Annotated in this window: 22 protein-coding genes; 8 read left to right on the top strand and 14 right to left on the bottom strand. The window is 77.1% G+C overall.

Annotated features, from left to right (window positions below; genetic code table 11):
- The coding region (locus MHY85_RS11695; RefSeq protein ID WP_304518942.1) for a nucleotide-binding domain containing protein at positions 1–624 on the top strand (624 nt) is incomplete at its 5' end.
- Complete coding sequence (locus tag MHY85_RS11690) at positions 621–1355, top strand: class II aldolase/adducin family protein (protein WP_239196491.1); 735 nt, start codon at positions 621–623, stop codon at positions 1353–1355. The genes MHY85_RS11695 and MHY85_RS11690, both read left to right, overlap by 4 nt.
- A 27-nt stretch (positions 1356–1382) precedes the next feature.
- Here the strand turns inward: MHY85_RS11690 and MHY85_RS21890 are convergent, their stop codons facing one another.
- Positions 1383–1628 (bottom strand): STAS domain-containing protein, encoded by a 246-nt coding sequence (locus MHY85_RS21890; RefSeq protein ID WP_239196490.1) that lies wholly within the window; start codon positions 1626–1628, stop codon positions 1383–1385.
- 257 nt (positions 1629–1885) lie between these two features.
- Here MHY85_RS21890 and MHY85_RS11680 point away from each other — a divergent pair, with 257 nt between their 5' ends.
- A complete protein-coding gene (locus MHY85_RS11680; RefSeq protein ID WP_239196489.1) occupies positions 1886–4915 on the top strand; it encodes a glycoside hydrolase family 38 C-terminal domain-containing protein in 3030 nt (1009 codons plus the stop codon).
- A gap of 147 nt (positions 4916–5062) precedes the next feature.
- Here MHY85_RS11680 and MHY85_RS11675 read toward each other — a convergent pair whose 3' ends face one another.
- A complete protein-coding gene (locus MHY85_RS11675; RefSeq protein WP_239196488.1) occupies positions 5063–7117 on the bottom strand; it encodes a beta-N-acetylglucosaminidase domain-containing protein in 2055 nt (684 codons plus the stop codon).
- Between the two features lie 260 nt (positions 7118–7377).
- On the opposite strand from MHY85_RS11675, the gene MHY85_RS11670 reads away from it, so the two are divergent.
- Entirely contained in the window at positions 7378–10158 is a 2781-nt protein-coding gene (locus tag MHY85_RS11670) for an alpha-mannosidase (protein ID WP_239196487.1), read from the top strand.
- A gap of 188 nt (positions 10159–10346) precedes the next feature.
- Here the strand turns inward: MHY85_RS11670 and MHY85_RS11665 are convergent, their stop codons facing one another.
- Entirely contained in the window at positions 10347–12953 is a 2607-nt protein-coding gene (locus MHY85_RS11665; RefSeq protein ID WP_239196486.1) for a hypothetical protein, read from the bottom strand.
- A gap of 245 nt (positions 12954–13198) precedes the next feature.
- Between MHY85_RS11665 and MHY85_RS11660 the strand changes: the two genes are divergently transcribed.
- Positions 13199–14569: an ABC transporter substrate-binding protein gene (locus MHY85_RS11660; protein WP_239196485.1), complete on the top strand. Its 1371-nt coding sequence runs from the start codon at positions 13199–13201 to the stop codon at positions 14567–14569.
- A 75-nt stretch (positions 14570–14644) separates the two neighbouring features.
- On the opposite strand, the gene MHY85_RS11655 is transcribed toward MHY85_RS11660, so the two are convergent.
- From MHY85_RS11655 to MHY85_RS11645, 3 genes are all read right to left on the bottom strand, one after another.
- The gene (locus MHY85_RS11655) at positions 14645–15109 is read right to left on the bottom strand and encodes a nucleoside deaminase (protein ID WP_239196484.1); all 465 of its coding nucleotides are present in this window, start codon (positions 15107–15109) and stop codon (positions 14645–14647) included.
- A gap of 49 nt (positions 15110–15158) precedes the next feature.
- Positions 15159–15515, bottom strand: a complete 357-nt coding sequence (locus MHY85_RS11650) for a TraR/DksA C4-type zinc finger protein (protein WP_239196483.1) — start codon at positions 15513–15515, stop codon at positions 15159–15161.
- A 96-nt stretch (positions 15516–15611) separates the two neighbouring features.
- Complete coding sequence (locus tag MHY85_RS11645) at positions 15612–16577, bottom strand: SHOCT domain-containing protein (protein ID WP_239196482.1); 966 nt, start codon at positions 16575–16577, stop codon at positions 15612–15614.
- Positions 16578–16686: 109 nt separating this feature from the next.
- Here MHY85_RS11645 and MHY85_RS11640 point away from each other — a divergent pair, with 109 nt between their 5' ends.
- The gene (locus tag MHY85_RS11640) at positions 16687–17844 is read left to right on the top strand and encodes a pyridoxal phosphate-dependent aminotransferase (protein WP_239196480.1); all 1158 of its coding nucleotides are present in this window, start codon (positions 16687–16689) and stop codon (positions 17842–17844) included.
- A 41-nt stretch (positions 17845–17885) separates the two neighbouring features.
- Here MHY85_RS11640 and MHY85_RS11635 read toward each other — a convergent pair whose 3' ends face one another.
- Positions 17886–18410: an O-acetyl-ADP-ribose deacetylase gene (locus MHY85_RS11635; protein ID WP_239196478.1), complete on the bottom strand. Its 525-nt coding sequence runs from the start codon at positions 18408–18410 to the stop codon at positions 17886–17888.
- Positions 18411–18503: 93 nt separating this feature from the next.
- On the opposite strand from MHY85_RS11635, the gene MHY85_RS11630 reads away from it, so the two are divergent.
- Positions 18504–18728 (top strand): hypothetical protein, encoded by a 225-nt coding sequence (locus tag MHY85_RS11630; protein ID WP_239196476.1) that lies wholly within the window; start codon positions 18504–18506, stop codon positions 18726–18728.
- Between the two features lie 92 nt (positions 18729–18820).
- Entirely contained in the window at positions 18821–19303 is a 483-nt protein-coding gene (locus MHY85_RS11625) for a GNAT family N-acetyltransferase (protein WP_154731084.1), read from the top strand.
- A 109-nt stretch (positions 19304–19412) separates the two neighbouring features.
- Here the strand turns inward: MHY85_RS11625 and dtd are convergent, their stop codons facing one another.
- From dtd to MHY85_RS11590, 7 genes are all read right to left on the bottom strand, one after another.
- A complete protein-coding gene (dtd, locus tag MHY85_RS11620) occupies positions 19413–19850 on the bottom strand; it encodes a D-aminoacyl-tRNA deacylase (RefSeq protein ID WP_239196474.1) in 438 nt (145 codons plus the stop codon).
- The gene (locus tag MHY85_RS11615; protein WP_308191372.1) at positions 19847–20878 is read right to left on the bottom strand and encodes an asparaginase; all 1032 of its coding nucleotides are present in this window, start codon (positions 20876–20878) and stop codon (positions 19847–19849) included. The genes dtd and MHY85_RS11615 overlap by 4 nt, the downstream gene beginning before the upstream one ends.
- Positions 20872–21219, bottom strand: a complete 348-nt coding sequence (locus MHY85_RS11610; RefSeq protein WP_239196472.1) for a DUF2516 family protein — start codon at positions 21217–21219, stop codon at positions 20872–20874. Before MHY85_RS11610 ends, MHY85_RS11615 begins: the two co-directional genes overlap by 7 nt.
- 48 nt (positions 21220–21267) lie before the next feature.
- On the bottom strand, positions 21268–22350 hold the full coding sequence (locus MHY85_RS11605) for an aromatic acid exporter family protein (RefSeq protein WP_239196470.1): 1083 nt from the start codon (positions 22348–22350) through the stop codon (positions 21268–21270).
- Between the two features lie 35 nt (positions 22351–22385).
- Positions 22386–23567, bottom strand: coding sequence for a folate-binding protein YgfZ (locus MHY85_RS11600; protein WP_239196468.1), 1182 nt, complete (start codon positions 23565–23567; stop codon positions 22386–22388).
- 1 nt (position 23568) lies between these two features.
- Positions 23569–24150, bottom strand: coding sequence for an FABP family protein (locus tag MHY85_RS11595; RefSeq protein WP_239196466.1), 582 nt, complete (start codon positions 24148–24150; stop codon positions 23569–23571).
- Between the two features lie 166 nt (positions 24151–24316).
- Positions 24317–24736: a DUF4395 domain-containing protein gene (locus tag MHY85_RS11590; RefSeq protein WP_239196492.1), complete on the bottom strand. Its 420-nt coding sequence runs from the start codon at positions 24734–24736 to the stop codon at positions 24317–24319.
- Between the last annotated feature and the right edge of the window lie 31 nt (positions 24737–24767).

The raw sequence follows: 24767 nt of genomic DNA, 5'->3' as shown, positions 1-24767 counted from the left end.
GGCCGACCGGTCCTGCTCGGCGGGGCGGCCGGGTTCGCCGCGGCACTCGCCCGCACGTGGCCGCGGCGCCCGGCCGGTCCGGACGCGTCCCCACCGCCGCGGAGCACCGGCGGGCGGGCGCTCGTCGTCTCGGGCTCCTGCTCGGCCCGCACGCTCGAGCAGGTCGCCCGGTTCCCCGGTCCCCGCGTCGACCTCGACGCCGACGCCCTGGTCGCCGACCCGGACGGCGCGCTCGACGCGGTGCTCGCCGGCCTGGCCGAGGCGTACGGCGACGGCGACGGCCCGGTCCTGGTGTCCTCGTCCGCCGAGCCCGGCGCGGTCCGGGGCACCCAGGAGCGGCTCGGCGTCCGGCGCGCCGCCGCGACGCTGGAGCGGGCCGCGGGCGAGGTCGCCGCGCGAGCCGTCCGGGACCTGGGCGTGGGGCGGGTGCTGGTCGCGGGCGGCGAGACGTCCGGCGCGGTCGCCGGGGCGCTCGGGCTCGGGGTCCTGCGGGTCGGCCCCGCGGCGGCTCCCGGGGTCCCGTGGATGGTGCCGGTCGACGGGCCCGCGGTGGCGGTGCTGCTGAAGTCGGGCAACTTCGGCGGCCCCGACCTGTTCACGACGGCGTGGGAGGTGTGCCCGTGAGCGAGCGGCGCGAGGCGGTCGGCGGCCCGGGTGACGGGTGGGGTGCAGGAGCGGGTACGGGAGTCGACCGGCCGGCTGCGGACGCCGCGCGGGAGGCGCTGGTGGCGGCGTGCCGGCACCTCGCGGCCCGCGGCCTGTCGCCGGGCGGGTCGGGCAACGTGAGCGTCCGCGTCGGGTCGCTGCTGCTCATCACGCCGACCGGGTCGAGCCTGTCCCGCGTCGAGCCGCGCGACGTCGCGGTCGCCCGGATCGACCCGGGCGGTCAGACGGCAGGAACCCCGGCGACCGGCGAGCCGGTGCCGTCCAAGGAGCTGCCGCTGCACCGCGCCGTCTACGCCGCCCGACCCGACGCCACCGCCGTCGTGCACCTGCACTCCCCCGCTGCCGTCGCCGCCTCGTGCCTGGAGCCCGCCGCGCTCCCCCGCGAGACCGCGACCGGCCCGCTGCCCGCGGTGACCCCGTACCAGGTGATGCGCCTCGGTGACCTCCCGGTGGCGCCGTTCGCGCTGCCGGGGTCGGCGGCGCTCGCCGAGGGCGTCGCGGCGCTGGCGGCCGACGCGCCGGCGATGCTGCTGGCGAACCACGGCTCGCTCGTCGCGGGGACGCACCTGCCCGGCGCGCTCGACCTCGCGGAGGAGCTGGAGGCCGCGGCGCAGGTGGTGCTGCTCCTGGCCGGCGTCCCGCACCGCCGCCTGACGGCCACCCAGGTGGCGGCGCTCCGCGCCCGCTGACCCGCGGCGGCGTGCTGACCGCGGCCGTCAGGCCGGGAGGCGCACCTGGCCGCCGAACTCGCGGCAGTGCCGCTCGACCGCCTCGAGCGTGCGCCGGCCGGCGTCGTCGACGACGTGCACGGCGGTCGCGTCGACGGTCAGCTCCTCGCCGGCCGAGCCGAGCAGGCACTGCAGGGCCTCGCGCAGCGCGGACGCGGTGTGCACGTCGAGGTCGCCGCGCACCGCGATCACCGACGGCTGCGCCGGCTGACCCAGATCGATCGTCACGTCCACGGCCGCACCTCCCGGCTCCGTCGCGGGCGCCGCTGCTGCACCCCGCGCTGCGAGGGTAGAAGCGGTTCTCCGTCCCCGCGCGGGGACGTGGTTCCCGGGCGGCCGTCCCGCGTCCGTGGCACCCCCTGGTGTGCGAAGTCGCACATCCCCTAGTGTGGCAACGTTCCTACATCCGTCCGGCGTCGCACGGTGTCCGCCCGCGGTCCGACCACGGCCGCGCCGCAACGGGACCCGCGCGGTACCCCCTGAGGAGAGCCGTGCACCGCACCCTGTCCGACCTGACCGCCCGCATCGACCGCACGCTCACGGACCGGGTGCTGCCGGTCGTCCACACGCACCGCGTCCCGCTCGAGGTGACGGTCGCCCACCTGCCGGGCGAGCCCCTGCCGTTCGCCGAGGCCGTCGCGCTGCCGTTCGCGCCCACCACCGTCGGCGAGCCCTGGGGCCGCGCGTGGTCCACCAGCTGGTTCCGCCTGCGGGGCGTCGTCCCCCCGGAGATGGCCGGCCGGCGGGTCGAGGTGCTCGTCGACCTCGGCTTCCGCACCGGCGGCCCGGGCTTCGAGGCCGAGGGGCTCGTCTACACGCCCGACGGCGTGCCGCTGAAGGGCATCGAGCCGCGCAACCTCTACGTCCCGGTCGCCGACCCCGCCCGCGGCGGCGAGCCGATCGACCTGTACGTCGAGGCCGCCGCCAACCCGTCGATCGGCGGCTCTCCCACCACCGACCTCGGCGACCTGGACACCGTCCCGGACGTGCTGCTCTACCGCCTCGCCCGCGCCGAGGTCGCGGTCCTGGAGGAGGAGGTGCAGGCCCTCGCCCTGGACGTGCAGGTGCTGCACGAGCTCGCCCTGCAGTTGCCGGTGAACGACCCGCGCCGCGAGCGCCTCCGCACCGGGCTGGAGCGGGCCGTCGACGCGCTGGACGTCCGCGACGTCCCCGGGACCGCCGCGGCCGCCCGCGCCGAGCTGGCCGCGCTGCTGGCCGCCCCCGCCGTGCCCAGCGCGCACCGCGTCTCCGCCGTCGGGCACGCGCACATCGACTCCGCGTGGATGTGGCCCGTGCGGGAGACGATCCGCAAGTGCGCCCGCACGTTCTCGAACGTCGCCTCGCTCGCCGACGCCTACCCCGACCTGCGGTTCGCCTGCTCGTCCGCGCAGCAGTACGCCTGGGTGCAGGAGCACCACCCGCACGTGTTCGCCCGGATCAAGGAGAAGGTGGCGTCGGGGCAGTTCGTGCCGGTCGGCGGCATGTGGGTCGAGTCGGACACGAACCTGCCCGGTGGCGAGGCGCTCGCCCGGCAGCTCGTGCAGGGCCGGCGGTACTTCGCGCGCGAGCTCGGCGTCGAGGAGCAGCCCGAGATCTGGTTGCCCGACTCGTTCGGCTACACCGGCGCGTTCCCGCAGCTCGCGCGGCTGGCCGGGGCCCGGTGGTTCCTGTCGCAGAAGATGTCCTGGAACACCACCAACCGGTTCCCGCACCACACGTTCTGGTGGGAGGGCATCGACGGGTCGCGGGTGTTCACGCACTTCCCGCCCGCCGACACCTACGGCGCCAAGCTGTCCGGCGAGCAGCTCGCCTACGGGGTGGCCAACTTCGCCGACGCCGGCCCCGCGAACCGCAGCCTGCTGCCGTTCGGCTACGGCGACGGGGGCGGCGGCCCGACCCGCGAGATGATGGAGACCGCGCACCGGGTGGCCGACCTGGAGGGCTCGCCGCGGGTGGTCGTCGAGACGCCGGCCGAGTTCTTCGCCGGCGCCGAGGCCGAGTACCCGCAGGCGCCCGTGTGGTCCGGGGAGATGTACCTCGAGTTCCACCGCGGCACGTACACCAGCCAGCTCGCGATGAAGCAGGGCAACCGGCGCACCGAGCACCTGCTCCGCGAGGCCGAGCTGTGGGCCGCGACCGCCGCCGTCCGTGCGGGGGCCGACTACCCGTACGAGCACCTGGACCGGCTGTGGCAGGACACGCTGCTGCTGCAGTTCCACGACATCCTGCCGGGCAGCAGCATCGCCTGGGTGCACCGCGAGGCCCGGGACACCTACCGGCGGCTGGCGGGCGAGCTCGAGGCGCTGGTCGCGACGTCGCTCGCCGCGGCGGCGGGGACCGGGGACGTGGAGCTGCTCGCGAACGCCGCGCCGCACGACCGGGACGGGGTGCCGGCGCTCGCGGCGGCGGTCCCGGCGGCGCCCCGCGCGGCGGTCACGGTGGCCCGCGACGGCGACGCGGTCGTGCTCGACAACGGGCTGCTGCGGCTGCGCGTCGACGCGGACGGCACGATCGGGTCCGTGCGGGACCTGGTGGCCGACCGCGAGGTGCTGGCCCCCGGGACCGCGGCGAACGTCCTGCAGCTGCACCCGGACCAGCCCGTGCGGTTCGACGCCTGGGACGTGGACGAGTTCTACCGGCACCGGGTGCGCGAGGTGCGGTCGGTCACGGCGCTCGACGTCGACCAGGCGGACCCCGCGCGGGCCGAGGTCCGGGTGACCCGGCACGACGGCGCCTCGCAGTACGTGCAGACGATCGCGCTGGCCGCGGGCGAGCGCCGGGTGGACCTGGCCCTCGACGTCGACTGGCACGAGCGCGAGACCCTGCTCAAGGCCGCGTTCCCGCTGGCGGTGCACGCCGAGCGGTCGACGGCCGAGACCCAGTTCGGCCACGTGCACCGGGCGACGCACACCAACACGTCCTGGGACGCCGCGCGGTTCGAGATCTGCGCGCACCGGTGGCTGCACGTCGCCGAGCCCGGCTACGGCGTGGCCGTGGTCAACGACTCGACCTACGGGCACGACGTCGGGCGACCCGGGCCCGGGGACGCGCGCGGCGCCGGGGCGACGACCGTGCGGCTGTCCCTGGTCCGCGCGCCCCGGTACCCCGACCCCGAGACCGACCAGGGCCGGCACACGATGCGGTACGCGCTGGTGCCGGGCGCGGGGATCGACGAGGCCGTGCGCGAGGGGTACCGGATCAACCTGCCCGACCGGCGGGTGCGCGGGGCGGGTGCGGTCGAGCCGCTGGTCACGGTCGAGGGCGCGGTCGTGGAGGCCGTGAAGCTCGCCGACGACCGGTCCGGGGACGTCGTCGTGCGGCTGTACGAGGCGCGCGGCGGGCGCAGCCGGGCCGTCGTGCGCCCCGGGTTCGCCTGCACCGCGGCGTCGGTGCGCGACCTCCTCGAGCGGGAGGACCCGGAGGTCGCGGCGCTGGCGCCGGTGTCCGACGCCGGCGACGGCGCGGTGGCGCTGGACCTGGGCCCGTTCCAGGTGGTGACCCTCCGCCTGACCCGCGCCTGACCCGCGCGGCGCAAGGCGGCTCGCGGCCTACGGCTTCCGGCGCGGCCGCCCCTGATCTCGGTCGGCCGGGCCGGAAACCGTAGGCGAGGGGGCCGCGCGCCCGGAACCCACCCGATCGTCGCGCGGCCGCCGCGGGCGGGCGGGGCGTCAGGCGGTCGCGACGCGAGCCGGGAGCAGGAGCGTCGTCAGCGCGGCGTCCAGCAGGGACCCGGCGTCGTCCGTCAGCAGCCAGCGGGCGGCGCCGTCGCTCGTGAGGAACGCGATCGTGCGCGGCGCGGGTGCCGGTTCGCCGGTGACGAGCGGGGTCCCGGCGGGGACCTCGACGAGCACGGGGTGGGGCTCCGGCTCCGGGGCGCGGGCCAGCACCCGCGCGCCGGGCACCGGCTCGCACCACGTCAGCCGACCGGCGCCGCGGTGCACGACCACCTCGCGGCCGTCATCGAGCACCAGCCGGTCGCGGTCGAGCAGCACCCCGGAGGTCGTCGCGACACCCAGCGTCACCAGCCGACCCCAGGCGAGCACCGGCACGGCGGCCCTGGCCAGTGCCGCGGCGGCGGCCGCGGAGGCGTCCGGGGAGAGCACGACCAGGTCGACGTGCGGGTCGTCGGCGGACGGCGAGGTGGACGCCACCCGCACCTCGAGGCCGCGGGTCCGCAGCCAGCCGGCGGTGGCCTCGTCGCCCGCCGAGGGCGCCGTGCCGGTCACCAGCACGGCCCGACGGCCCGGACCGGCGACCTGCGCCCCGCCGACGCCGGATCCCGCTGCACCGCGCTCAGCGACCCCCGCCACGCCGGCGCTCAGCCGCTCGTCCACGCCCGGCTCACGGTCCCCGGCCGAGCGGCGCGGACCGTCGGCGCCGTCCGCGGTCCGCGTGCACCCCGCGCCCACGTCGCGGCCCGCTCGGCCGGCGTCCGGCTCCCGAGCGGCCAGCGCCGCCCGGACGAACCGCGCCACGTCCGTCCGCAGCACGTCAGGGAAGTCGGTCTCGACCACGTCGAGCGCGGCCCGCGCCGCCGCGGCGTCGCCCGCCCCGCGCAGCAGCGCGCACGCCTCGAGGCCCGCGACCCCGGCGTGCGCGGCGGCGTCGAGCCACGGCCGCAGCGCCCGGACCAGGTCCTCGGCCTCGTCATCCTCCGTCCCGTCGGGGACGTCCCCGGCGCACCCGGCGAGCGCGCGCATCCGCCACCCGACCTCCGCGAGCGCCCCCGCGTCACCCGCGAGCGCCGCCCGCATCGCCCGGGCCAGCCCCGGGTCCCGCGGCGCATCGGGCGGCCACGCCGCGCACGCCCGCGCCAGCGGCCCGACGACCCCGGCGCGTGGCCCGGCGACCCTCGCCAGCGCGTCGGCCGCCGCCCGCGCCGGGTCGTACGCCGCCGGGTCCCGCGCCCACGCCCCGACGGTCGCGAGCGGGAGCCGGGACGGCTGGGCCTCGATCATGGCGTTCGCGACGACGCCGTCGAGCGGCAGCCCGTCGACGTCGCCCGGCCGGCCGGTGAGGGGGCCGAGGAACAGCCGCGTCCGGTCGAAGTCGTTCACCGGGAAGTTGTCCCAGAGCACGACCCGCCGCCCGAACGCCGCGGACGCGGCCAACACGTCCTCCCGGGTGATCTCGCCGACGACGATGTCCCGCCCGGTCCACAGCACGCGCGCGTCCGCGGGCAGCGACCCGGCGAGCGCGTCGCGGTACGGCGAGCGCCCGCAGCCGGCGTAGTCGGTGGGGCACACGGTCATCGGCCCGGTGAGCCCGTGCGGCAGCAGGAACGCCTCCCGGAACCGCGCGGCCGCCTCGCCGTGCGCGCGCCCGCTGCCGGCCTGGCCCGGGCCGTAGGCGGCGACGTCCTCGGGGTGCGGCAGGTCGTACGGCACGTCGTCGAACAGCAGCCACACGTCCCGGACCCCGGCCGCGCGCACCTGCTCGGCCTTGGCCGCGAGCGCCGCGTGCTCGGCGTCGTCGGAGTACCGCATCGACAGGCCGGGGGCGACCGACCAGACGAACGCCACGCCCGCGGCGGCGGCCCTGTCCGCGAGCTCGCCCAGCCGCGCGAGCCCGGCGGCCGGGTACGGCTCGCGCCACCGCTCCCGGTGCCACGGGTCGTCCTTGGGCGCGTAGAGGTAGGTGTCGAGACCGAGCGCGGGGGCGGCATCGAGCAGCGCGAGCCGCTCGTCGTGCCGCCACGGCGGGCCGTAGAACCCCTCGACCACCCCGGCGGACAGCCGCGCCCGGGGACGCGCACCAGGGCCCCCGGCGGCCGGACGGACGGGTTCGTGCGGTCGACGTCGACTCGGCATGCACCCAGCCCACCAGCGCACTCGCGAGGTTGTCAATCGCCGCACAGTTGTGCGACCACGGACGCCGCGAGCCCCTCCCCGACGGCACCGGTCCGGGTCGCGCCCCTCGATATGGGATCGATTGCAGCGTACGATCGAACCGACCACCCGCGCGACGACGCACGAGGAGCACGATGAGCCGGCCACGCCAGACCACGGGCGCGCCCCTGTCCAACGCACCGGCGGGCACCCAGCCCCGGGACCTGCCGCCGACCCCCCGCCCGCACGCGACGCCGGACCGGACCATCCACATGATCGGGAACTCGCACATCGACCCCGTCTGGCTCTGGCCGTGGCAGGAGGGGTACCAGGAGGCGCGCGCCACGTTCTGGTCGGCGATCCACCGGATGGACGAGTACCCGGACTTCGTGTTCACCTGCGACCAGATGGTGCTGCTGTCCTGGGTCGAGGAGTCCGACCCCGAGCTGTTCGCCCGGATCACCGAGCGGGTCGCCGAGGGCCGGTGGGTCAACGTCGGCGGCTGGTGGGTCGAGCCGGACTGCAACATGCCGATGGGCGAGTCCTTCGCCCGGCAGGGGCTGTACGGCCAGCGCTACCTGATCTCCCGGTTCGGGAAGCCGGCGACGGTCGGGATGAACGCCGACCCCTTCGGGCACAGCGCGAGCCTGCCGACGGTGCTGCGCGGCCACGGCCTCGACTCGTACCTGTTCCTGCGGCCCGGCCCGCACGAGAGCGCCCTCGACGACACCCTGTTCCACTGGCAGGCGCCCGACGGCAGCCGCGTCCTGGCCTACCGCATCCCGTTCGAGTACTGCTCCCCCGCCGGCTCGGTCGACGGCCAGGTGGACAAGGCGCTCGGGGCGCTGGACCGGTCGCTCGGCGACGTCATGGTGCTGTACGGGGTCGGCAACCACGGCGGCGGCCCGACGATCGCCAACATCGAGTCGATCCACCGCTACGACCGGATGGGCTCGTTCGGCCGGCTGCGGATGTCCTCCCCGCGCGAGTACCTGGACGGCGTGCACGCCCGCGGCGAGGAGTTCCTCGACGGCCTGACGACGTGGACCGACGACCTGCAGCACCACGCGCCCGGCTGCTACTCGGCGCACTCCGGCATCAAGGCCTGGCAGCGCCGCGCGCAGTACGCCCTGCTGTCCGCGGAGCGCTGGGCCGCCGTCACGGCCGCGCACGACGGCACCCCGTACCCCCGCGAGGACCTCGAGCGCGCGTGGAAGCAGGTGCTGTTCAACCAGTTCCACGACGTGCTCCCGGGCTCCGCGATCGAGCACGCCTACGACGACGCCCGCGACCAGCTCGGCGAGGCCGTCGCGATCGCCAAGCGGATCATCGTCCGGGCGCACAGCACGATCGCCCGGCAGGTCGACATCCCGCTCGACACCGCCACCCAGCCGGTGCTGGTGTTCAACCCGCACCCGTGGTCGGTGACGACGGACGTCGAGCTGCACTACGGCTCGCACCCCGGCGCCGTGCACGTGGTCGACGGCGACGGACGTGCGGTCGTCTCCCAGCCGACCCAGTCGCGCGCGGCGACCAACCAGACCGGCCGGGGCGCCCTGGTGTTCCGCGCCGAGGTGCCCGCGCTGGGCTACCGGCTCTACCGGGTGCGCATGGCCGCCGAGCCCCGGGTCCCGGAGTGGAGCGCCGGTGCGCCCGGCCGCCTGTCGGTGAGCGAGACGGTGCTGGAGAACGACCTGGTCCGCATCGAGCTCGACCCGGCGACCGGCTGGATCCGCTCGTACCTGGACAAGCGCACCGGGCTGGACGTGCTCCGCGGGGTCGACGGCAGCCAGCACACCCAGGTGTGCGACGACCCGACCGACACCTGGGGCCACCGCGTCGTGTCCTACGCCTGGGCCGGCGACAGCATGAAGCTCGCCCGGATCGTGGTCCGGGAGTCCGGGCCGCTGCGCGCCCGCGTGCGGGTGGAGCGGGAGTGGGGCGCCTCGACGATGACCGAGGAGCTGCTGCTCGACCACGACTCGGCCGTGCTCCGGGTCGACGTCACCCTGGACTGGCGCGAGCGGGCGCACCTGCTCAAGCTCCGGTTCCCCACGGCGCTGACCGACCCGCGGGCGACCTACCAGATCCCGTACGCCGAGCTCGAGCGCCCCGTCGACGGCGCGGAGGAGCCCGGCCAGGGCTGGGTCGACCTCACCGGCACGCTCGACGGGCGACCGGCGGGCCTGACGCTCGTCACGACGAACAAGCACGGCTACGACGTGTCGCCGGGCGCGGAGCCGAGCATCGGCGTCACCGCCGTGCGCAGCCCGGTGTACGCCTGGCACGACCCGCGGCTGCTGGACGGCGACGACGTGTACGCGTACCAGGACCAGGGCGTCCAGCGGTTCTCCTACGAGCTCGTCGCGCACGACGGCGACCGGCACGCCGCCGACCCCGGGCGCCGCGCCGCGCTGCTCGGCTCGCCCGTGCGCGCGATGCTCGAGTCGTTCCACGCCGGATCGCTGCCGGACGCCGGGTCGTTCGCGACCGACGGCGGCGGGGCGGTGTCGATCACGGCGCTCAAGGGCTCCGAGGACGTCGTCGACGCGCCGGGCGGGGCCGACCTGGTGGTGCGCGCCGTCGAGACCCGCGGCGAGCCGGGGACCGCGCGGATCGCGCTGCCCGTGGTGGGGCGGACGATCGAGGCCGAGTTCGGGGCGTTCCAGCTGCGGACGTTCCGGGTGCCGGCCGACCCCGACGCGCCGGTGGTGGAGGTCGACCTGGTCGAGCGGCCGCTCACGGACGCCGGGGACGACGTCCGGGTCGGCACGGGGGCGCCGGCGGGCGGGACCGAGCCGGCGGGCGGGCCCGGCGGCTCGCCGGCGGACGACCACGCGGCGACCGACGCGCTCACCGCGACGGAGGCATCGGCCCCGGACGCGACCGGCCGACCGCGCCCGGCCGAGGCACCGTCGGCCGACGACCCGGTCTGACCGCACCACGACGAGGGCGCCACCCGGCTCGGGTGGCGCCCTCGTCGCGTCCGCGGGCACGCCGCCACCCGGGCGACGCCCCCGCGAGTGGGCAACCGACACGTCGAGCGAGCATCCGCGGGATGCTCGCTCGACGTGTCTCGTGCACAGTCGGCGCGGCGGCGCTGCCGGGCAGTGCCCGGCCGGGGTCAGGGCTCGCGGCGGAGCATCGCGTCGCCCACGCCGTGCGGGCCCAGCGGCACCGGGCCGCCGCCGGACACCCGCCCCGGACCGTCCCACGCCACCTCGGCGTCGACCGGGTCCGCCCCGACGTTCCGCAGCCGCACGCGCACCGACCCGTCCGGCAGCGGCCGCACCTCGGCCAGCACCCGGTCCGCGGGCGTCACCCGCAGCCCCAGCGCACCCTCCGCGGTCGCCGGCCCGTCGTACGCGCGCGCCTGCAGCGGCTCCGCCAGGTCCCGCCCGAACACCCGCACCCGCTCCCGGGTCACCGGCCCGTCGACCGCGGCGAACCGGTACCGGTACGCGCGGGTGCCCTCCTGCCGGGCCTGGAAGTTCGTGAAGTGCAGGTTGTTCATCAGCCAGGACGACAGGTACCCGGTCGGGGCGCGCAGCGTCCGGGCCCACTCGCCGGTGTGCAGGCCGCCGAGCTGCACCAGCGGCGCGTCGACCGAGCCCCACAGCACCCCGCCGACCGATCCGGGCCGGTGCACGCCGACCGCGTGCTGGACGGAGTACCAGTCCTTCGACGTGTCGGGCAGCTGCTCGGTCTCGGCGGCGTACACCGCGCCCGCGGTCTCCAGCAGGAACTCGGGGTCCTCGACGCGGAACGGGAACGCCACGTGGATGCTCTCGGGCCCGAAGGCCTCCGGCTTCACCAGCGCGACCTCGAGGTCCACGACGTCCAGGTCGCGGTACAGGGTCAGGGTGGTCGTCGCCGGTGGCAGGCCGGGCGGGGTGGTCCGCCAGGCGATCCGCGCCCACGACTCCCCCTCGGTCACCAGCGGGTCCTCGTGGCCGGCCCCGTGCCGCCGGTCGAAGTCGGGCCCGGGGAAGTCGGGGTGGAAGTCCTTGGGGTCGCGCACGACCATCGGGTGCTCGCTGCCGGGGACGACCGTCTCGGTGACGACCGCCCCGAGCCCGTGGCCCGCCGCCTCCGCGTCGACCAGCTCGCGGCCCGACGGCAGGTGCACGAGCGAGACCACGCCGCCGCGTGCCGGGTCGACGACGGCCCGGTAGGCACCGCACGCGATCTCCCGCGCGGCGCGGGCGGCCCCGGGCGGCGCAGGCAACGGCACCGTCGCCACGCCGAACGCGGGCACGGTCGCGACGGTCCGGACGCGGGTGCGGCCGTGCACCTCGACGTCGACCGGCTCGGTGCGCGCGCGCTCGGTGGGGTTGACCACGACGACCCGGGTCGCGTCCTCGCCGCCCGCCGCCGCGCTCCCGGCGGGCGCCGCGGCGCCCGACGTGCCGTCCGCCCCGCTCGCGACCACCCGGAACAGCCCCTCGACCGCGAGGTCCCGCGCGAGGTCGAACGCCCCGTACGCGAACCCGGCCTTGGCGTTCCAGTGGGAGTGGCTGAACGAGGAGTACGGCTTGGAGTACGTCTCCCACGACCCCCAGGTGTGCTCGGCGAACAGCAGCAGCTCGGCGTCCACCCGGTCCAGGTCGCGTGCCACGTCGGCGTCCGACCGCAGCCGCACGGGCCCGCGCCGGTAGCCCATGACGTCCGCGAGCGCCGGCGTCCCGTCCCCGCGCAGCCGGGTCAGCCCGAGGGTGGTCTGCGCGGCCCGCGCGAACGACCGGGCCTCCCGGTAGACGGCGACCTCCCGGGCGGTCGAGCCGTGGCCGTGCGCCCACCAGTCCGACCACTCGCCGCGGGCGACCGGCACGTCGGCGGCCTCGGCCTGCGGGCGCAGCACGTCGAGCGCCTCGTCGACCGTGGCGGTGCGCATCGGCACCTCGGGGTGCCGGGCGTTCCAGTGCCGCACCACGTCGAGGAACAGCGCGGTCGGCCACCGGTTGTCGTTGGCGGCGTGCACCACCGCGGTGTCGTACGGGTAGTCCTCGCGCTTCTCGAGCGCGGCCACGAAGTCGGCGACGTGCGCCTCGGCGGCCTCGACGTCCCCGTCGACGATCCCCCACTCCTCGCCGACGCCGTAGTGGGTCGACAGCCACACGAACACGCGCCCGCCGGCGGGTCCCTGCCACCAGAACCCGGTCGGCTGGGGGTAGGGCGCGCGGCCGTGGTCGGGGTTGAGCGCCATGACCAGCCGGTCGATCCCGGCGCGCCGCATCGCGTCGACCGTCCCCCACGCGATGCCGTTGACGTCGCCGTGCTGCTCGGTGCGCACGGGGACGCCGGCCGCGCGCAGCCGGTCCAGGGAGTCGTACGCCGCGCCGAGCTCCGCGTCGCCGAGCAGCTGGGTCATGTTGAGGTAGCCGCCGGTGACCGCGACCCGCCCCTCGGCCACCCGGCGGCGCAGGCGCTCGGCGTCCGCCGGTCCGGCGTCGTCGAGGAAGCGCAGCACCGGGCGGGCCACCTCGAACGTCCAGCGGAACGCGTCCGGGCCGTCCCCGTCGTTCGTGTCGCAGAGGTCGAGCACCCGCCGTACGGTCGCCGCGTGCAGGTCGTCGATCAGGCGCGGGCTGTTGGTGTAGCCCACGTCGTGGTGGGTGTGCCCCACCAGCAGGACCTGCCGGATCGGGCGGTCCAGCAGCGGGCCGCCGGGAGGCGCGCCCGCGGCCGCGGGCGGCTCGTCGGTGCGCGTCTCGTCAGGTGTGGACGACATCCTCGGGTCCTCACTTTGTGGCATCGTTACCATATGAGCCTAGTCACACGACAGGCCGTCAGTCCAGGGTCATCAGGCGTTCGACAGGCGTGATCACTCCGTGATCCCGAGGGGCTTGTCTCAGCCGAAGGCCCTGAACTACCGTCCGATGTGGGAAGGTTTTCAGATCCTCGGCACCGGTGCCGGGGGCTCTCCCGCGGGCCGGCGACGACGCCGCCCCGCAGGCCGAGGAAGGGAAGACGTTCATGAGGAAGAGTCGCCGCGCCGCGATCGCCCTGCTGCCGGTCACCGCGCTGGCCCTGGCCGCCTGCAGCTCGGGCGGAGGTGGAGACGAGGGGTCCAGCGGGTCGACGGACTTCAGCACCGAGGCCTCGGGCTCGCTCAAGGCCTGGGGCTTCGAGAACGCCGACGACGTCGGCCAGTCGCGCCTCGACTACGCCGCCGAGCAGCTGTCCGACGTCGACATCGAGCTCGACGCCACCGCGTTCGACGCGCAGAAGTTCACCACCCGGCTCGCCTCCGGCGACGTCCCGGACGTGGTGCAGATGGACCGGCGGTACGTGACCACGTACGCGGCCCAGGACCTGATCCTGCCGCTGGACGCCTGCTACAGCGCCCACGACGTCGACCCGGACCAGCAGTACTACCCGTCGGTCGTCGACGACGTCCGCTACGGCGACCAGGTCTGGGCGGTGCCGCAGTTCTACCAGCCGCCGGCCATCATCCTGAACAAGCGCGTGATGGACGCCGCGGGCGTGACGTCGGACCAGATCGACACCTCGCAGCCCGACGTCCTCGTCGCGGCCGTCGAGGCGATGTACAAGGAGAGCGGCGGCGTCCCCACCACCCTCGGCTTCGACCCCCAGGCGACCGGCCAGGGCGGGCTGTGGATCCTCGGCCAGGGCGGCCAGCTCACCGACGCCGACGGCAAGCCGACGCTCGACGACCCGTCCAACGTCGCCGGCATCGAGCTGCTCAAGCAGATCACCGACGCCCAGGGCGGCTTCGCCAAGGTCAAGTCGTTCACCGACTCGTTCGACACCTTCGGCGACAACAACCAGTACGTCACCGACCAGGTCGGCGCGCAGGTCAACGCCCAGTGGTACCCGAACGTGCTCGGCGCGTACGTCGGCCAGATCCAGATCGAGGCGGTGCCCTTCCGCGACCAGGACGGCAACCCGTTCTCCGTCGCCTCCGGCACGGCGTTCGTCATCCCGGCCGGTGCGCAGAACAAGGACGCCGCGTGCGCGTGGATGCTCGACCTGACCTCCCAGGACGCCTGGATGGCGGCCGGTGAGGCCCGCGCCGACACGATCGCGACCGACGGCGGCATCAACACCGGCCTGTTCACCGGCTCGCCCGAGGCCGACAAGGCGATCCGCGACCAGTACGTCACCGAGACCGGCGACGCCGGCTTCGACCAGGTCATCTCGACCTTCTACGACGTCGTGGACTACGGGAAGACCTTCGGGTCCTCGCCGGCCGGCCAGGAGATCCAGAACGAGCTGAACAACGCCATCACCGCGGCGCTGCTCGGCGACAAGACGCCCGAGGAGGCGCTGGCCGACGCCCAGACGGCGGCGCAGCGGGCGTACGACAACATCACGGGCGGCTGATCGACGCGCCACCCCGCACGACGGAGGGGCCCCGCCGCGTACCGACCGCGGCGGGGCCCCTCCGTCGTCCCCCGCTCAGGCGCGGTGCTGCGCGAAGAACTCCCGGAGCACGGCGCCGCACTCCTCCTCGCGCACCCCGCCGACCACCTCGACCCGGTGGTTCAGCCGCGAGTCCCGCACGACGTCCCACTGCGACCCGCACGCCCCGGCCTTGGGGTCCCACGCCCCGAGCACCAGCCGCGGCACCCGCGCGAGCACGGTCGCGCCCGCGCACATCAGGCACGGCTCGAGGGTGACCACCAGGGTGCAGTCGTCGAGCCGCCACCGGCCGAGCGCCTCGGACGCCGCCCGCAGCGCCAGCACCTCCGCGTGCGCGGTCGGGTCGGCGTCGGCCTCCCGGCGGTTGCGGCCCGCGCCGACGACCTCGCCCCCGGGCCCCAGGACGACCGCGCCCACGGGGACGTCGCCCGTCGCGGCGCAGCCCGCGGCCTCGGTCAGGGCCAGGCCCATGGCGGTCAGGTCGTCGGGGCGCGCGAACATGCGGCCCATCCTCGCGCACCGGGGCGGCGCCAAGCCGGGGTCGGCCCCGTCAGCGGCTCGCGCACCCCACGCAGGTCCGCGCGGTCGGCACGGCGCGCAGCCGCTCGACCGGGATCGGCCGGTGGCACCGCAGGCAGGTGCCGTACGTGCCCGCCGCGAGGCGGTGCTCCGCCTCGTCGATCTCCCGCAGCCGGTCCCGCTGGTCGTGCGTCAGGGCGTCGAGCAGCCGGCGCTCGTACGCGATCGTCGACCCCTCGGGATCGTGCTCGTCGTCGGCCACCGTCTCCCGGGACGCCGCGACGACCGCCTCGCGCTCCGCGTCCGTGCCGGCCAGGCGCGCCAGCGCCTCGCGCCGCCGCTCCGCCAGGAGCGCGGTCACCTCCGCCGGGTCCAGCGCCTGCGCCACGCCACCAGTATCCGCCCCCGGCGGCCACCCGTCGCCGCACGCGCCGCACCCCGCGTCCCGCCTCCGCCTCCGCGCCCTCTCCGCCCACGCCTCCCGTCAGCCCCCGAGGACGCGCGCCTTCGCCGCGACGTACTCCTCCTCGGACAGCGCCCCCGTCGCCCGCAGCGCCTGCAGGCGCTCGAGCGCGTCGACCACCGAGGCGCCCCCCGACGGGCGCGCGCCGCCCGCCGCGGCCGCGCCCGACGCCCGGCGGCCCGGCTCCCCCGCGCCCGCGCGGTCCGGTCCGCGGGCCGCACCCGCGGCGTCGCCGCCCGCCAGGTCGTCGTCCGGCAGCGGCAGCAGCCCTCGCACCGCCCGCTCCCGGGCCCTGCGAGCGGCGGCGGTCAGCGGCGGGGGCGGCACCACGACCGCGAGCCGCTGGGGGTCGTCCGGCCGCTCGGGGTCGTAGTACGCCCGCGGGGGGTGGGCGAAGGCGGCCCGCGGAACCCGGGTCCGCACCGCGTGCCGGACCCCGCGCGCGTCGTCGAAGTGCACCGTCGCGCCGACGACCGGCCCCGGGACGCTCTCGTAGTCCTGCACGCGCGCCCACGTCCCCGTGCGGCCGCGCAGCCGCAGCAGGCCGCCGGCGTCCCGCAGCGTCCGCACGCCGCCCCACAGCGCCGCCACCAGCCCCAGCGCGAGGACGAGGGCCGCGATCAGCACCGGCCGCCGGACCGCCTGGTCGGTGGTCAGCCCGTCGGACACCGCCGCCGACCACCCCGTCAGCAGCGCGCCCGAGCCGAGCACGGCCGCCAGACCGGGCGTCGCCCGGCGCGCCACCGGCCACGCGACGGCCGCGGTGGCGAGCAGGGCGATCCCCCCGAGCACCGGCGCCGCACCGGCGAAGTCGTCGGTCGCGCAGGTGCCCGCGAAGCACTCCCACCGCACGAGCGTGGCGTCGTGCGCGCCGAGTCGCAGCAGCCACCACGCGAGCACGCCGAGCCCTGCGGCGACGGCGGCGGTGACGGCGGTGCGGGCGGCGGACCCGGACAGGGCGGACGGGACGTCGGGTGCGGCACTCACGGCCCCATCCTGCCAACGCCGCAGCCCAGCGCCCCGGCGCACCGCCGACCCCGGCCCGCCCGCGGGCGGGGACACGGCGCCGACACACGGCGGGGTTAGCCTGCACCGCGTGCCCGAGATCGCCGCCCACGCCCGCGCCGTCCCCGCCTCCGGCATCCGGCGGATCACCGAGCTCGCGTGGTCGCTGCCGGGCGCGGTGGTGCTGAGCGTCGGGGAGCCGGACCTGCCGACCGCGCCGCACGTGCTGGACGCCGCCCGCGACGCGCTCGCCCGGGACGACACCCGGTACACCCCGAACGGCGGCATCGCCCCGCTGCGGGACGCCGTGGCCGCCTGGCTCGACCCGGAGCACGCCCTGCCGGTGCGCCGGGACAACGTCTGGATCACCGCGGGCGGCGCGCAGGCGCTGCACCTGGCGCTCAGCCTGACCGTCGGCGCGGGCGACGGCGTGCTGGTCCCGGACCCCGGGTATCCGCCGTTCACGATGGCGACCCGGCTGCTCCAGGCCGAGGCCCAGCCCTACGCCCTGCGGGCCGAGGACGGGTTCCTGCCGGACCCGGCCGCGGTCGAGGCGGCCATCACCGACCGCACCCGGGTGCTGCTGCTCAACTCGCCGTCGAACCCGCTCGGCACCACCCTGCCCGCCGGGCTGGTCGCGGAGCTGCTGGAGCTCGCCCGGCGGCACGACCTGTGGGTGCTCTCCGACGAGTGCTACGCCGCCTTCACCTACGACGCCCCGCACGTCCCCGCGGCCCGGTTCGACACCGACGGCCGGGTGCTGACTCTGCACACGTTCTCGAAGACGCACGCGATGACCGGGTTCCGGGTCGGCGTGCTGGTGGTGCCGGACCGGATGGCGCCGCTGATGCCGACGCTGCAGGAGTCGATCGTGTCCTGCGTGAACACCCCGGCGCAGTACGCGGCCCTGGCGGCGCTGACCGGGCCGCAGGACGCCGTGGCGCACGCGCGGCGCACCTACCGGGAGCACCGGGACCTCGCCACGGCGGTGCTCGACGCGCGCGGCATCCCCTGGCTGCCGGCCGCCGGCGGCATCTACCTGTGGGCGGACGTCTCGCACGCGACCGGCGGCGACGTCGCGGCGTGGGCGGAGGACCTGGTCCGCACGGCCGGGGTCGCGGTCGCGCCGGGCTCGGCGTTCGGCGCGCGCGGCGAGGGCTGGGTGCGGATCTCGCTGACCGCGAGCGCGGACGACCTGCGCGCCGGGCTGTCCCGGCTCCCCGCGCGGGCGGCGGTCACGGCGGGCTGAGGCCCGCGGTGGCGCCGCGGCTCGTCGGACGGCGGCGGGGCTCAGTGCTCCGCGAGCGCCTCCTCGAACGCCCCGAGTACCCCGGGCGAGAACAGCACGAACCGCACCAGGTCGACCGCGTCGGGGTGCGCCGCGGCCCACCCGCGCACGGCGGAGACGGCCACTTCCGCGACGGTCGCGGGCGCCCAGCCGTACACTCCCGCGCTGACCGCCGGGAACGCCACGGTGCGGGCACCGACCTCCGCCGCCACGTCGAGCGACTGGGTGAACGCCGAGCGCAGCAGCGCGGGGTCCGTCTGGCCGGCGTGCGCGTTCGGTCCGACCGTGTGGATCACCCACCGGGCGCGCAGCCGACCGGCACCGGTGGCCACCGCGTCGCCGACCGGGAGGCCGTCGGGCAGGGACGTGCGGCGCAGCTCCCGGCACTCCGCCAGCAGGCCGGGCCCCGCGGCCGCGTGGATCGCGCCGTCCACGCCCCCGCCGCCGAGCAGCGACGAGTTCGCCGCGTTCACGACCGCGTCGACGTCCTGGTCGGTGATGTCCCCGGGCACGGCCTCGATCAGCATGCCCCCATCGTGGCGCGGACCCCGGCCGCCGTCCTGCGGGCGCGAGCCGCCCGGCCTACGGTGGCCCCACCTGCGAGCCCCCGGGAGGAACCCGTGACCGAGCCGATCCCCACCGAGCCGATCCCCGCCGGCCCCGACGGCACCGAGCCCGTGCCGGTCGGGCACGACGGCCGCGAGGACGTGCCGCAGCTCGAGGCCGACGAGACCGTCCCGCCGCGCCCCGAGGAGGACGTGGCCGACGTCGCCCGGGCCGTGCCCGACCCCGCGGGCCACGGCGTGCCGGAGCTCGGCGCCGACGACGCGCGCCTGCACCCCTGACCCCGGGTCCCACCCGACGTCGGCTCCGTTCGCCCGGGGGCGCGCCGGGCCGCCCGGGCGACGGGCCGCGAGCCGTTTGGCATGCTGTCGGCGTGCAGATCAGGCGCGTGCAGGAGGACGAGTGGCGGTCGGTCCGCGACGTGCGGCTGCGCGCGCTCCGGGAGGACCCCGACGTGTTCGGGTCGTCGCTGGCGCGCGAGGAGCTGTTCGCGGAGCCGCACTGGCGCATGCGCCTGCGCAGCGCCGCCACCTGGGTCGTCGACGAGGACGGCACGCCGCGCGGGCTGGTCGGCATGATCCAGGAGCCCGGCTCGCCGACCTCGGACCGGCACGTGGTGCAGCTGTGGGTCGCCCCGGAGGCGCGCCGCCGCGGGATGGCGTGGGCGCTGCTGGACGCGGTGAAGGACGCCGCGCGGGCGGAGGGCGCCGCCACGGTGTCGCTGTGGGTGGTGGACGGCAACCACGCGGCGGGCGACCTGTTCGTCCGCGCCGGCTTCGTCCGCACCGGCGAGCGGCACGCGCAGACCCGCGACCCGTCGAAGGTCGAGGAGCGCCTGGTCCTCCGCCTGGCCTGACCGCCGCGCCCCCGGCCGGGCGGCTGCCCGCGAGTGTGCATCCGACGCGTCGAGTGTGCATCCGCCGCATGCACACTCGACGCGTCGACTGCACACTCGGCGCGCCGGGTCAGGCGCCGGGGGCGGACTCCAGCAGGAGGGTGACCGGGCCGTCGTTGACCAGCTCGACCGCCATGTCCGCCCCGAACACCCCCGTGGCCACGGTCAGGCCGCGGGCGCGCAGAGCCGCCACCACCGCCTCGACCAGCGGCTCCGCGACCGGTCCCGGCGCCGCGGCGTTCCAGGTGGGCCGGCGGCCCTTGCGGGCGTCGCCGTAGAGCGTGAACTGGCTGACGACGAGCACCGGCGCGCCCGCCTCGGCGGCCGACCGCTCGCCGCGCAGGACGCGCAGGTCGGCGATCTTCCGGGCGACGTACTCCACCTGGTCCGGGCCGTCGCCCGGGGTCACCCCGACCAGCACGACCAGGCCCTCGCCGTCGAACGCCCCGACGACCGCGCCGTCCACCGTGACCGAGGCCCGGCTGGCGCGCTGGACGACCGCCCTCACGCGGTCGCCCCGCCGGCCGCGGACGCCGCGGCCGCCCCCGCCACGCGCAGCGCCGCCGCCAGCACCGCCGGGCGGGGCCGGCCCGCGCCGTCGGCGACCTTGAACGCGACCGCCGACCCGTCGGGCAGCGCCGCGGCGTACACGCCGTCCGCCCCGTCCTTGGCCACCAGCCCCGGCACCGCCCGCATGGCCCGGGTGACGTCGCGCGCGGCGCCACCGACCAGCTCGGGGTGCTCGGACATCGCGAGCGCGACCCGGGCGAGCGGCGTGCCGGGCTCGGTGACGGGGGCGACCGCGATCCGGGCGAAGGCCCGCGCCAGGCCGACCAGGGTGGTGGAGAACAGCGGCGCGCCGCAGCCGTCGACGGTCACGTGCCAGGCCTGCTCGCCGGTCAGCTCCTCGACGGCGGCGCGGCACGCGACCTGCACGGGGTGGTCCGCCTCGCGGTACCGCTCGGGCTCCCAGCCGGGCTCGTCGGCGTGCGCGACGCAGGTCGCGAGCATCGCCGCGTGCTTGCCGGAGCAGTTCTGGGCGACCGGCTCCGGCCCGTGCCCGTCGGTGCGCCACGCGAACGCGGCCTCGGCGTCGAGCGGCAGGTCCGGCGTGTTGTCGAGCGCCGACTCGTCCAGGCCCGCGCCGAGCAGCGTCTCGCGCACGACGCGCAGGTGCTCGGCGGTGCCGTCGTGGCTGGCGCACGCGAGCGCGAGGTGCGGGCCGTCCAGGTCGAGGCCCGCGCGCAGCATGCCGACCGCCTGCAGCGGCTTGAGGGACGAGCGGGCGAGCACCGTGACCTGCGGGTCGCCGAGCGCCAGCCGCACCGAGCCGTCCGGCGCGAGGACGACCAGGTGGCCGAGGTGCACCGACTCGACCAGGTCGCCCCGCACGACGCGCGCGAGCGGGACCGCGGCCGAGGAGACGTCGCCCGCGACGGCGGCGCGCCGCGCCACGACGGCGGCGGCGCCCGGGGTGCCGTGCAGCCGGTCGGCCAGGTCGGGGCCGCCCTGCCGGATGCCGGGCACGCTCACCACCCGCCGCGGGTCGGGCCCTGGCCGCCGCGCCCGCCACCCCGGCGCGAGTGCGGGGCGACCGCCGGACGCACGTCGACCAGGTAGACGATCGCGGCGACGGCGCTGAGCAGCGCGAGGAAGGTCGGGAACGCCCCGAGCCCGAGCGGCGGCGGCACGGAGAAGAACGCCACCGCGGTCGCGATGCCCAGGATGATCGACCAGATCTGCTTGGTCTGCTTGCCCGCCGCGACGTACGCGGACGCGGGCCGGCGCAGCGCGTCGACCAGCGCCCAGACCGCCAGCACCAGGATGACGAGGGTGAACAGGAGGAAGAGCACGACCTGCACGTTGCCGAAGATCACGGGCCGAGCCTACGGGGCGACGGCGGCGGCCGCCGCGCCCGACCCCCGCTAGATCTCTGGCAGCGCCTCGCGCGCCGTGCGGGGGTCGACGCCGGCGGCCTCGAGCAGGTCGACCACCAGCGACCGGACCAGCAGCAGCAGGCTCTGCGCCTGCAGGTCGTCGGGCGTCAGGGTGAACGGGTCGAGCTCCGCGGCGAGCCGCAGCAGGTCCTCCCGGGCGCGCAGCGGCTCCGACCCGGACCCCAGCGCGGCGGCGAGGGCGTCGGCGGCGAGCGCCACCCGGTCGACCGCGTCGGCGACCGGCCCGAGGTCGCGCTCGTGGTCGGCCTGCACCGAGGCGAGGGCACGCCGGGCCAGCACCCGCGCGTTCCGCACCGCGCGGTCGACGCGGACGGCCGACTGCCCGATCCACGCGAGCTCCGTGCGGTGCCGGCGGGCGGCGGGCGACACCCGCCCGAGGTCGCGCGCCGAGGCCGCGGCGTCCTGCCACTCGTCCAGCGCGGGCTGCGAGGCGCGGCCGCGGATCAGCGCGTCCTCGACGTCGTGCTCGGTCCGCCCGCGCATCCCGCGGGCGAGCAGCCGCAGCATCCCGGCGAGCTCCTCCACGGCCGCCCGCCCCTGCGCGCGGGGGCGGCGGCGCGGGTCGCTGGGCGTGAGCGCCGCGACGGCGAGGGCGACGAGGCCGCCGACCAGCGCGTCGGTCCACCGCCCGACAGGGCCGCCCGAGGCGCTGACCGCGGGCAGCCCGACGATGACGATCGCCTGCACCCCCGCCTGCGTGGTCAGCATCGGCCCGCGGTCGAGGAACCGGGCGGTGAGCGCCGCGACGAGCAGCACGAACGCCACCTGCCAGGCCCCGGTGCCGATGACGTGCACCACCAGGTCGCCCAGCCCGACGCCGATCGCGACGCCGACGGCGAGCTCGGCGACCCGGCGCAGGTCGCGGTCCGCGGTGAACCCGAGCGCGACCCAGGCGCTCACCGGCGCGAAGAACGGCGCGCTGTGGCCGAGGACCTCCGCACCGATCCAGTACGCGACGCCGGCGGCGACCACGGCCTGCAGGACCGGCACGAACGCCGTGCGCACCCGCGCCCTGCCCTGGCGCACCCGGGCGGCGACCTGCACCCGCACCGAGGACGGCCCCCCGGCCGGCCGGGACCCGCCCGTCACAGCATCGGGTGGCCGCCGAGGCCGCGGGTCAGCGGCCCGCGTGCGGCGGGGCGGTCGACGGACACGCCGTCGCCCGGGACCACGACCTCCTGGCCGGCGGTCAGCAGGCCGCCGTCCGCCTCGACCACCAGCTCGACGTCCACCGGCACCGAGCGCTTCACGACCGCGAGCGCGACCGGGCCGAGCTCGTGGTGCCGGGCCACGGTCGTGACCAGGCCGACCTCGCGGCCGGGCTCCCCGGTGGTGAGCAGGTCGCCGAGGTCGCGCACGACCGCGCCGGCCTCGGGCAGCACGTGCCCGGAGCCGTCGAGGTGCAGCAGCACCAGGCGGCGCGGCGGCCGGCCCATGTTGTGCACCCGCGCGATCGTCTCCTGGCCGCGGTAGCAGCCCTTGTGCAGGTGCACCGCGGTGCGCAGCCAGTCGAGCTCGTGCGGGATCGTCCGGTGGTCGACCTCCCGGCCGGCGCGGGGGCGCCACGCCTCGACGCGCACCGCCTCGCTCGCCCAGGTGCCGACCAGCGGCCAGCCCGCCGCCTCGCGCGCCCGCACGGCGTCGGCCAGGTCCGCGCGCGGGACCAGCACCAGCCGCCACGCGCGGTCGGCGCCGGGGTGCTCGTCGTCGGGCGGCCCGTACCGGGTGCCCCCGGGCAGCGTGCGCGGCCACGGGTCGCGCCAGGTCACCGGCTCGCCCTCGGCGCCCTCCGCGTCGACCGGCTCCCCGATCGCGGCCCAGTCGTCGGTCACGTCCGCGACCTCGACGCGGAGCATGAACCGCATCCGGTCCAGCCACGCGGCGAGCGCGGGCGCGGTCTCGCTGATCAGCCAGGTGGCCTCGCCGTCGTCCACCACGGCGGCCACGTGCTCGACGTGCCCCTGGGGGCTGAGCACGAGCGTCTCGGTCGAGGTCCGCGGCGGCAGGGCGGTGAGCTCCTGCGACGTGATGGAGTTCAGCCACGACAGCCGGTCCGGGCCCGCGACCCGGACGACGCCGAGGTGCGACTGGTCGACGACAGCGCCGCCGCGGGTCAGCGCGCGCTGCTCCGCCGTCGGGTCGCCGTAGTGCCAGGCGACGCCCGCGTCGGGGCCGGACGCGGCGACGGCGCCGTGCCGGCCGAGCAGCGGGCTGCGGTGCCGGGGCGGCGCGGGCTCGGCGGGCGCGGCCGCGACGTCGTCGGACATCTCAGCCCACCACGCGGCTGAGCCGCGCGGAGGCGTACGACTGCAGCTCGTGCCCGAACGCGGCCAGGTCGTGCGCCCACATCAGCTCGCCGTTGACCAGGCCGTACAGCCGCTTGCCGGCGGACACCTCCGCGCCGGTGGCGGTGCGGGCGATGACGTCGCTGACCAGGTCGATGCGGCCGTTCCCGGTCGCGCCCACGTACACGGCGACGTGCCCGGACGGGTCGGCGAGCAGCAGCTCGACCGGCGACAGCGCCGACCCCATGCCCTCGGGCCGCTCCGGCGGGATCCGCCAGTAGCCCTGCTCCGTCGACCACACCGCGCCCTCGGCGTCGGCCTCGGCGTCCGACGGGGTGCCGTCCGCGTCGGCGATCGCCGAGGCGTCATCCGGCACGACGACGAGCCGGATGGTGGACGTGTAGGACAGGTACGGGCCGCCGTCGTGGTCGATCACCACGTCCTGGGTGAACGCCGTCTCCTCGATGCCCGGGTACCCCACGACGCCTTCGCCGTGCCACCGCCCGACGAGCCAGGCGAGCGGGTACATCTCGGGTGCGAGACCCTCGGGCAGGGTGAACGCCATGGGAGCCCTTCTTGTCAGCGCTGTCCCTTGAACAGCCGGTAGACGACGAAGCCGGCGAACCACCCGATGGTGATCGTCGCGGCGACGAGCAGACCGATGAACACGATCTCGAGTGCGTGCATCTGCCGATCCTAACGACGACGGGGCCCAGCGCCTTCCCGGCCTCTCAGGCCCGGGCGTGCCGCAGCCGGACGCCGAGCAGGTACAGCTCGCAGCCGAGGCACAGGCCGAAGGCCGCGTTGAGCACGGCGGCGACGAGCGCCAGGGCCGCGGCGACCGGCACGGCGCCGGGGACGCCCAGCAGCGCGAGCAGCACGCCCGCGCCGGTGATGACCAGGCCGACCAGCTGCGCGAACCGGGGCGGGCGCGGGTCCTCGAGCTCCGTGGGCGGCGCGAGCCGGGGCCGGACGAGGCGGCGGTAGAGCAGCCCCTGGACGGAGCCCTGGGCGCCGCGGGCCGCCCCGACGGCGAACAGCGCCGCGACCACGGTCAGCGCGACGGTGGCGGCCGCCCCGGGGAGCAGCAGCACGGCGACCAGCAGGACGGCGGTGAGGGCGGCGCCGACGCGCGGGCCGCGCGGGTCGATGCCGGCCGGGGCGGCGGGGACGGCCGAGGCG

The sequence above is a fragment of the Cellulomonas sp. ACRRI genome, from assembly GCF_022346185.1.
Lineage (GTDB): Bacteria > Actinomycetota > Actinomycetes > Actinomycetales > Cellulomonadaceae > Cellulomonas.
The sequence above is the reverse complement of the archived record's forward strand: the minus strand, read 5'-3'. Positions and strand labels throughout refer to the sequence as shown.

Excerpts from the sequence above, each read along its gene's own strand:
- MHY85_RS11670 (WP_239196487.1), top strand. The coding sequence starts at position 7,378 with ATGAGCCGGCCACGCCAGACCACGGGCGCGCCCCTGTCCAACGCACCG.
- MHY85_RS11665 (WP_239196486.1), bottom strand. The coding sequence starts at position 12,953 with ATGTCGTCCACACCTGACGAGACGCGCACCGACGAGCCGCCCGCGGCC.
- MHY85_RS11660 (WP_239196485.1), top strand. The coding sequence starts at position 13,199 with ATGAGGAAGAGTCGCCGCGCCGCGATCGCCCTGCTGCCGGTCACCGCG.
- MHY85_RS11655 (WP_239196484.1), bottom strand. The coding sequence starts at position 15,109 with ATGTTCGCGCGCCCCGACGACCTGACCGCCATGGGCCTGGCCCTGACC.
- MHY85_RS11635 (WP_239196478.1), bottom strand. The coding sequence starts at position 18,410 with ATGCTGATCGAGGCCGTGCCCGGGGACATCACCGACCAGGACGTCGAC.
- MHY85_RS11600 (WP_239196468.1), bottom strand. The coding sequence starts at position 23,567 with ATGTCCGACGACGTCGCGGCCGCGCCCGCCGAGCCCGCGCCGCCCCGG.
- MHY85_RS11595 (WP_239196466.1), bottom strand. The coding sequence starts at position 24,150 with ATGGCGTTCACCCTGCCCGAGGGTCTCGCACCCGAGATGTACCCGCTC.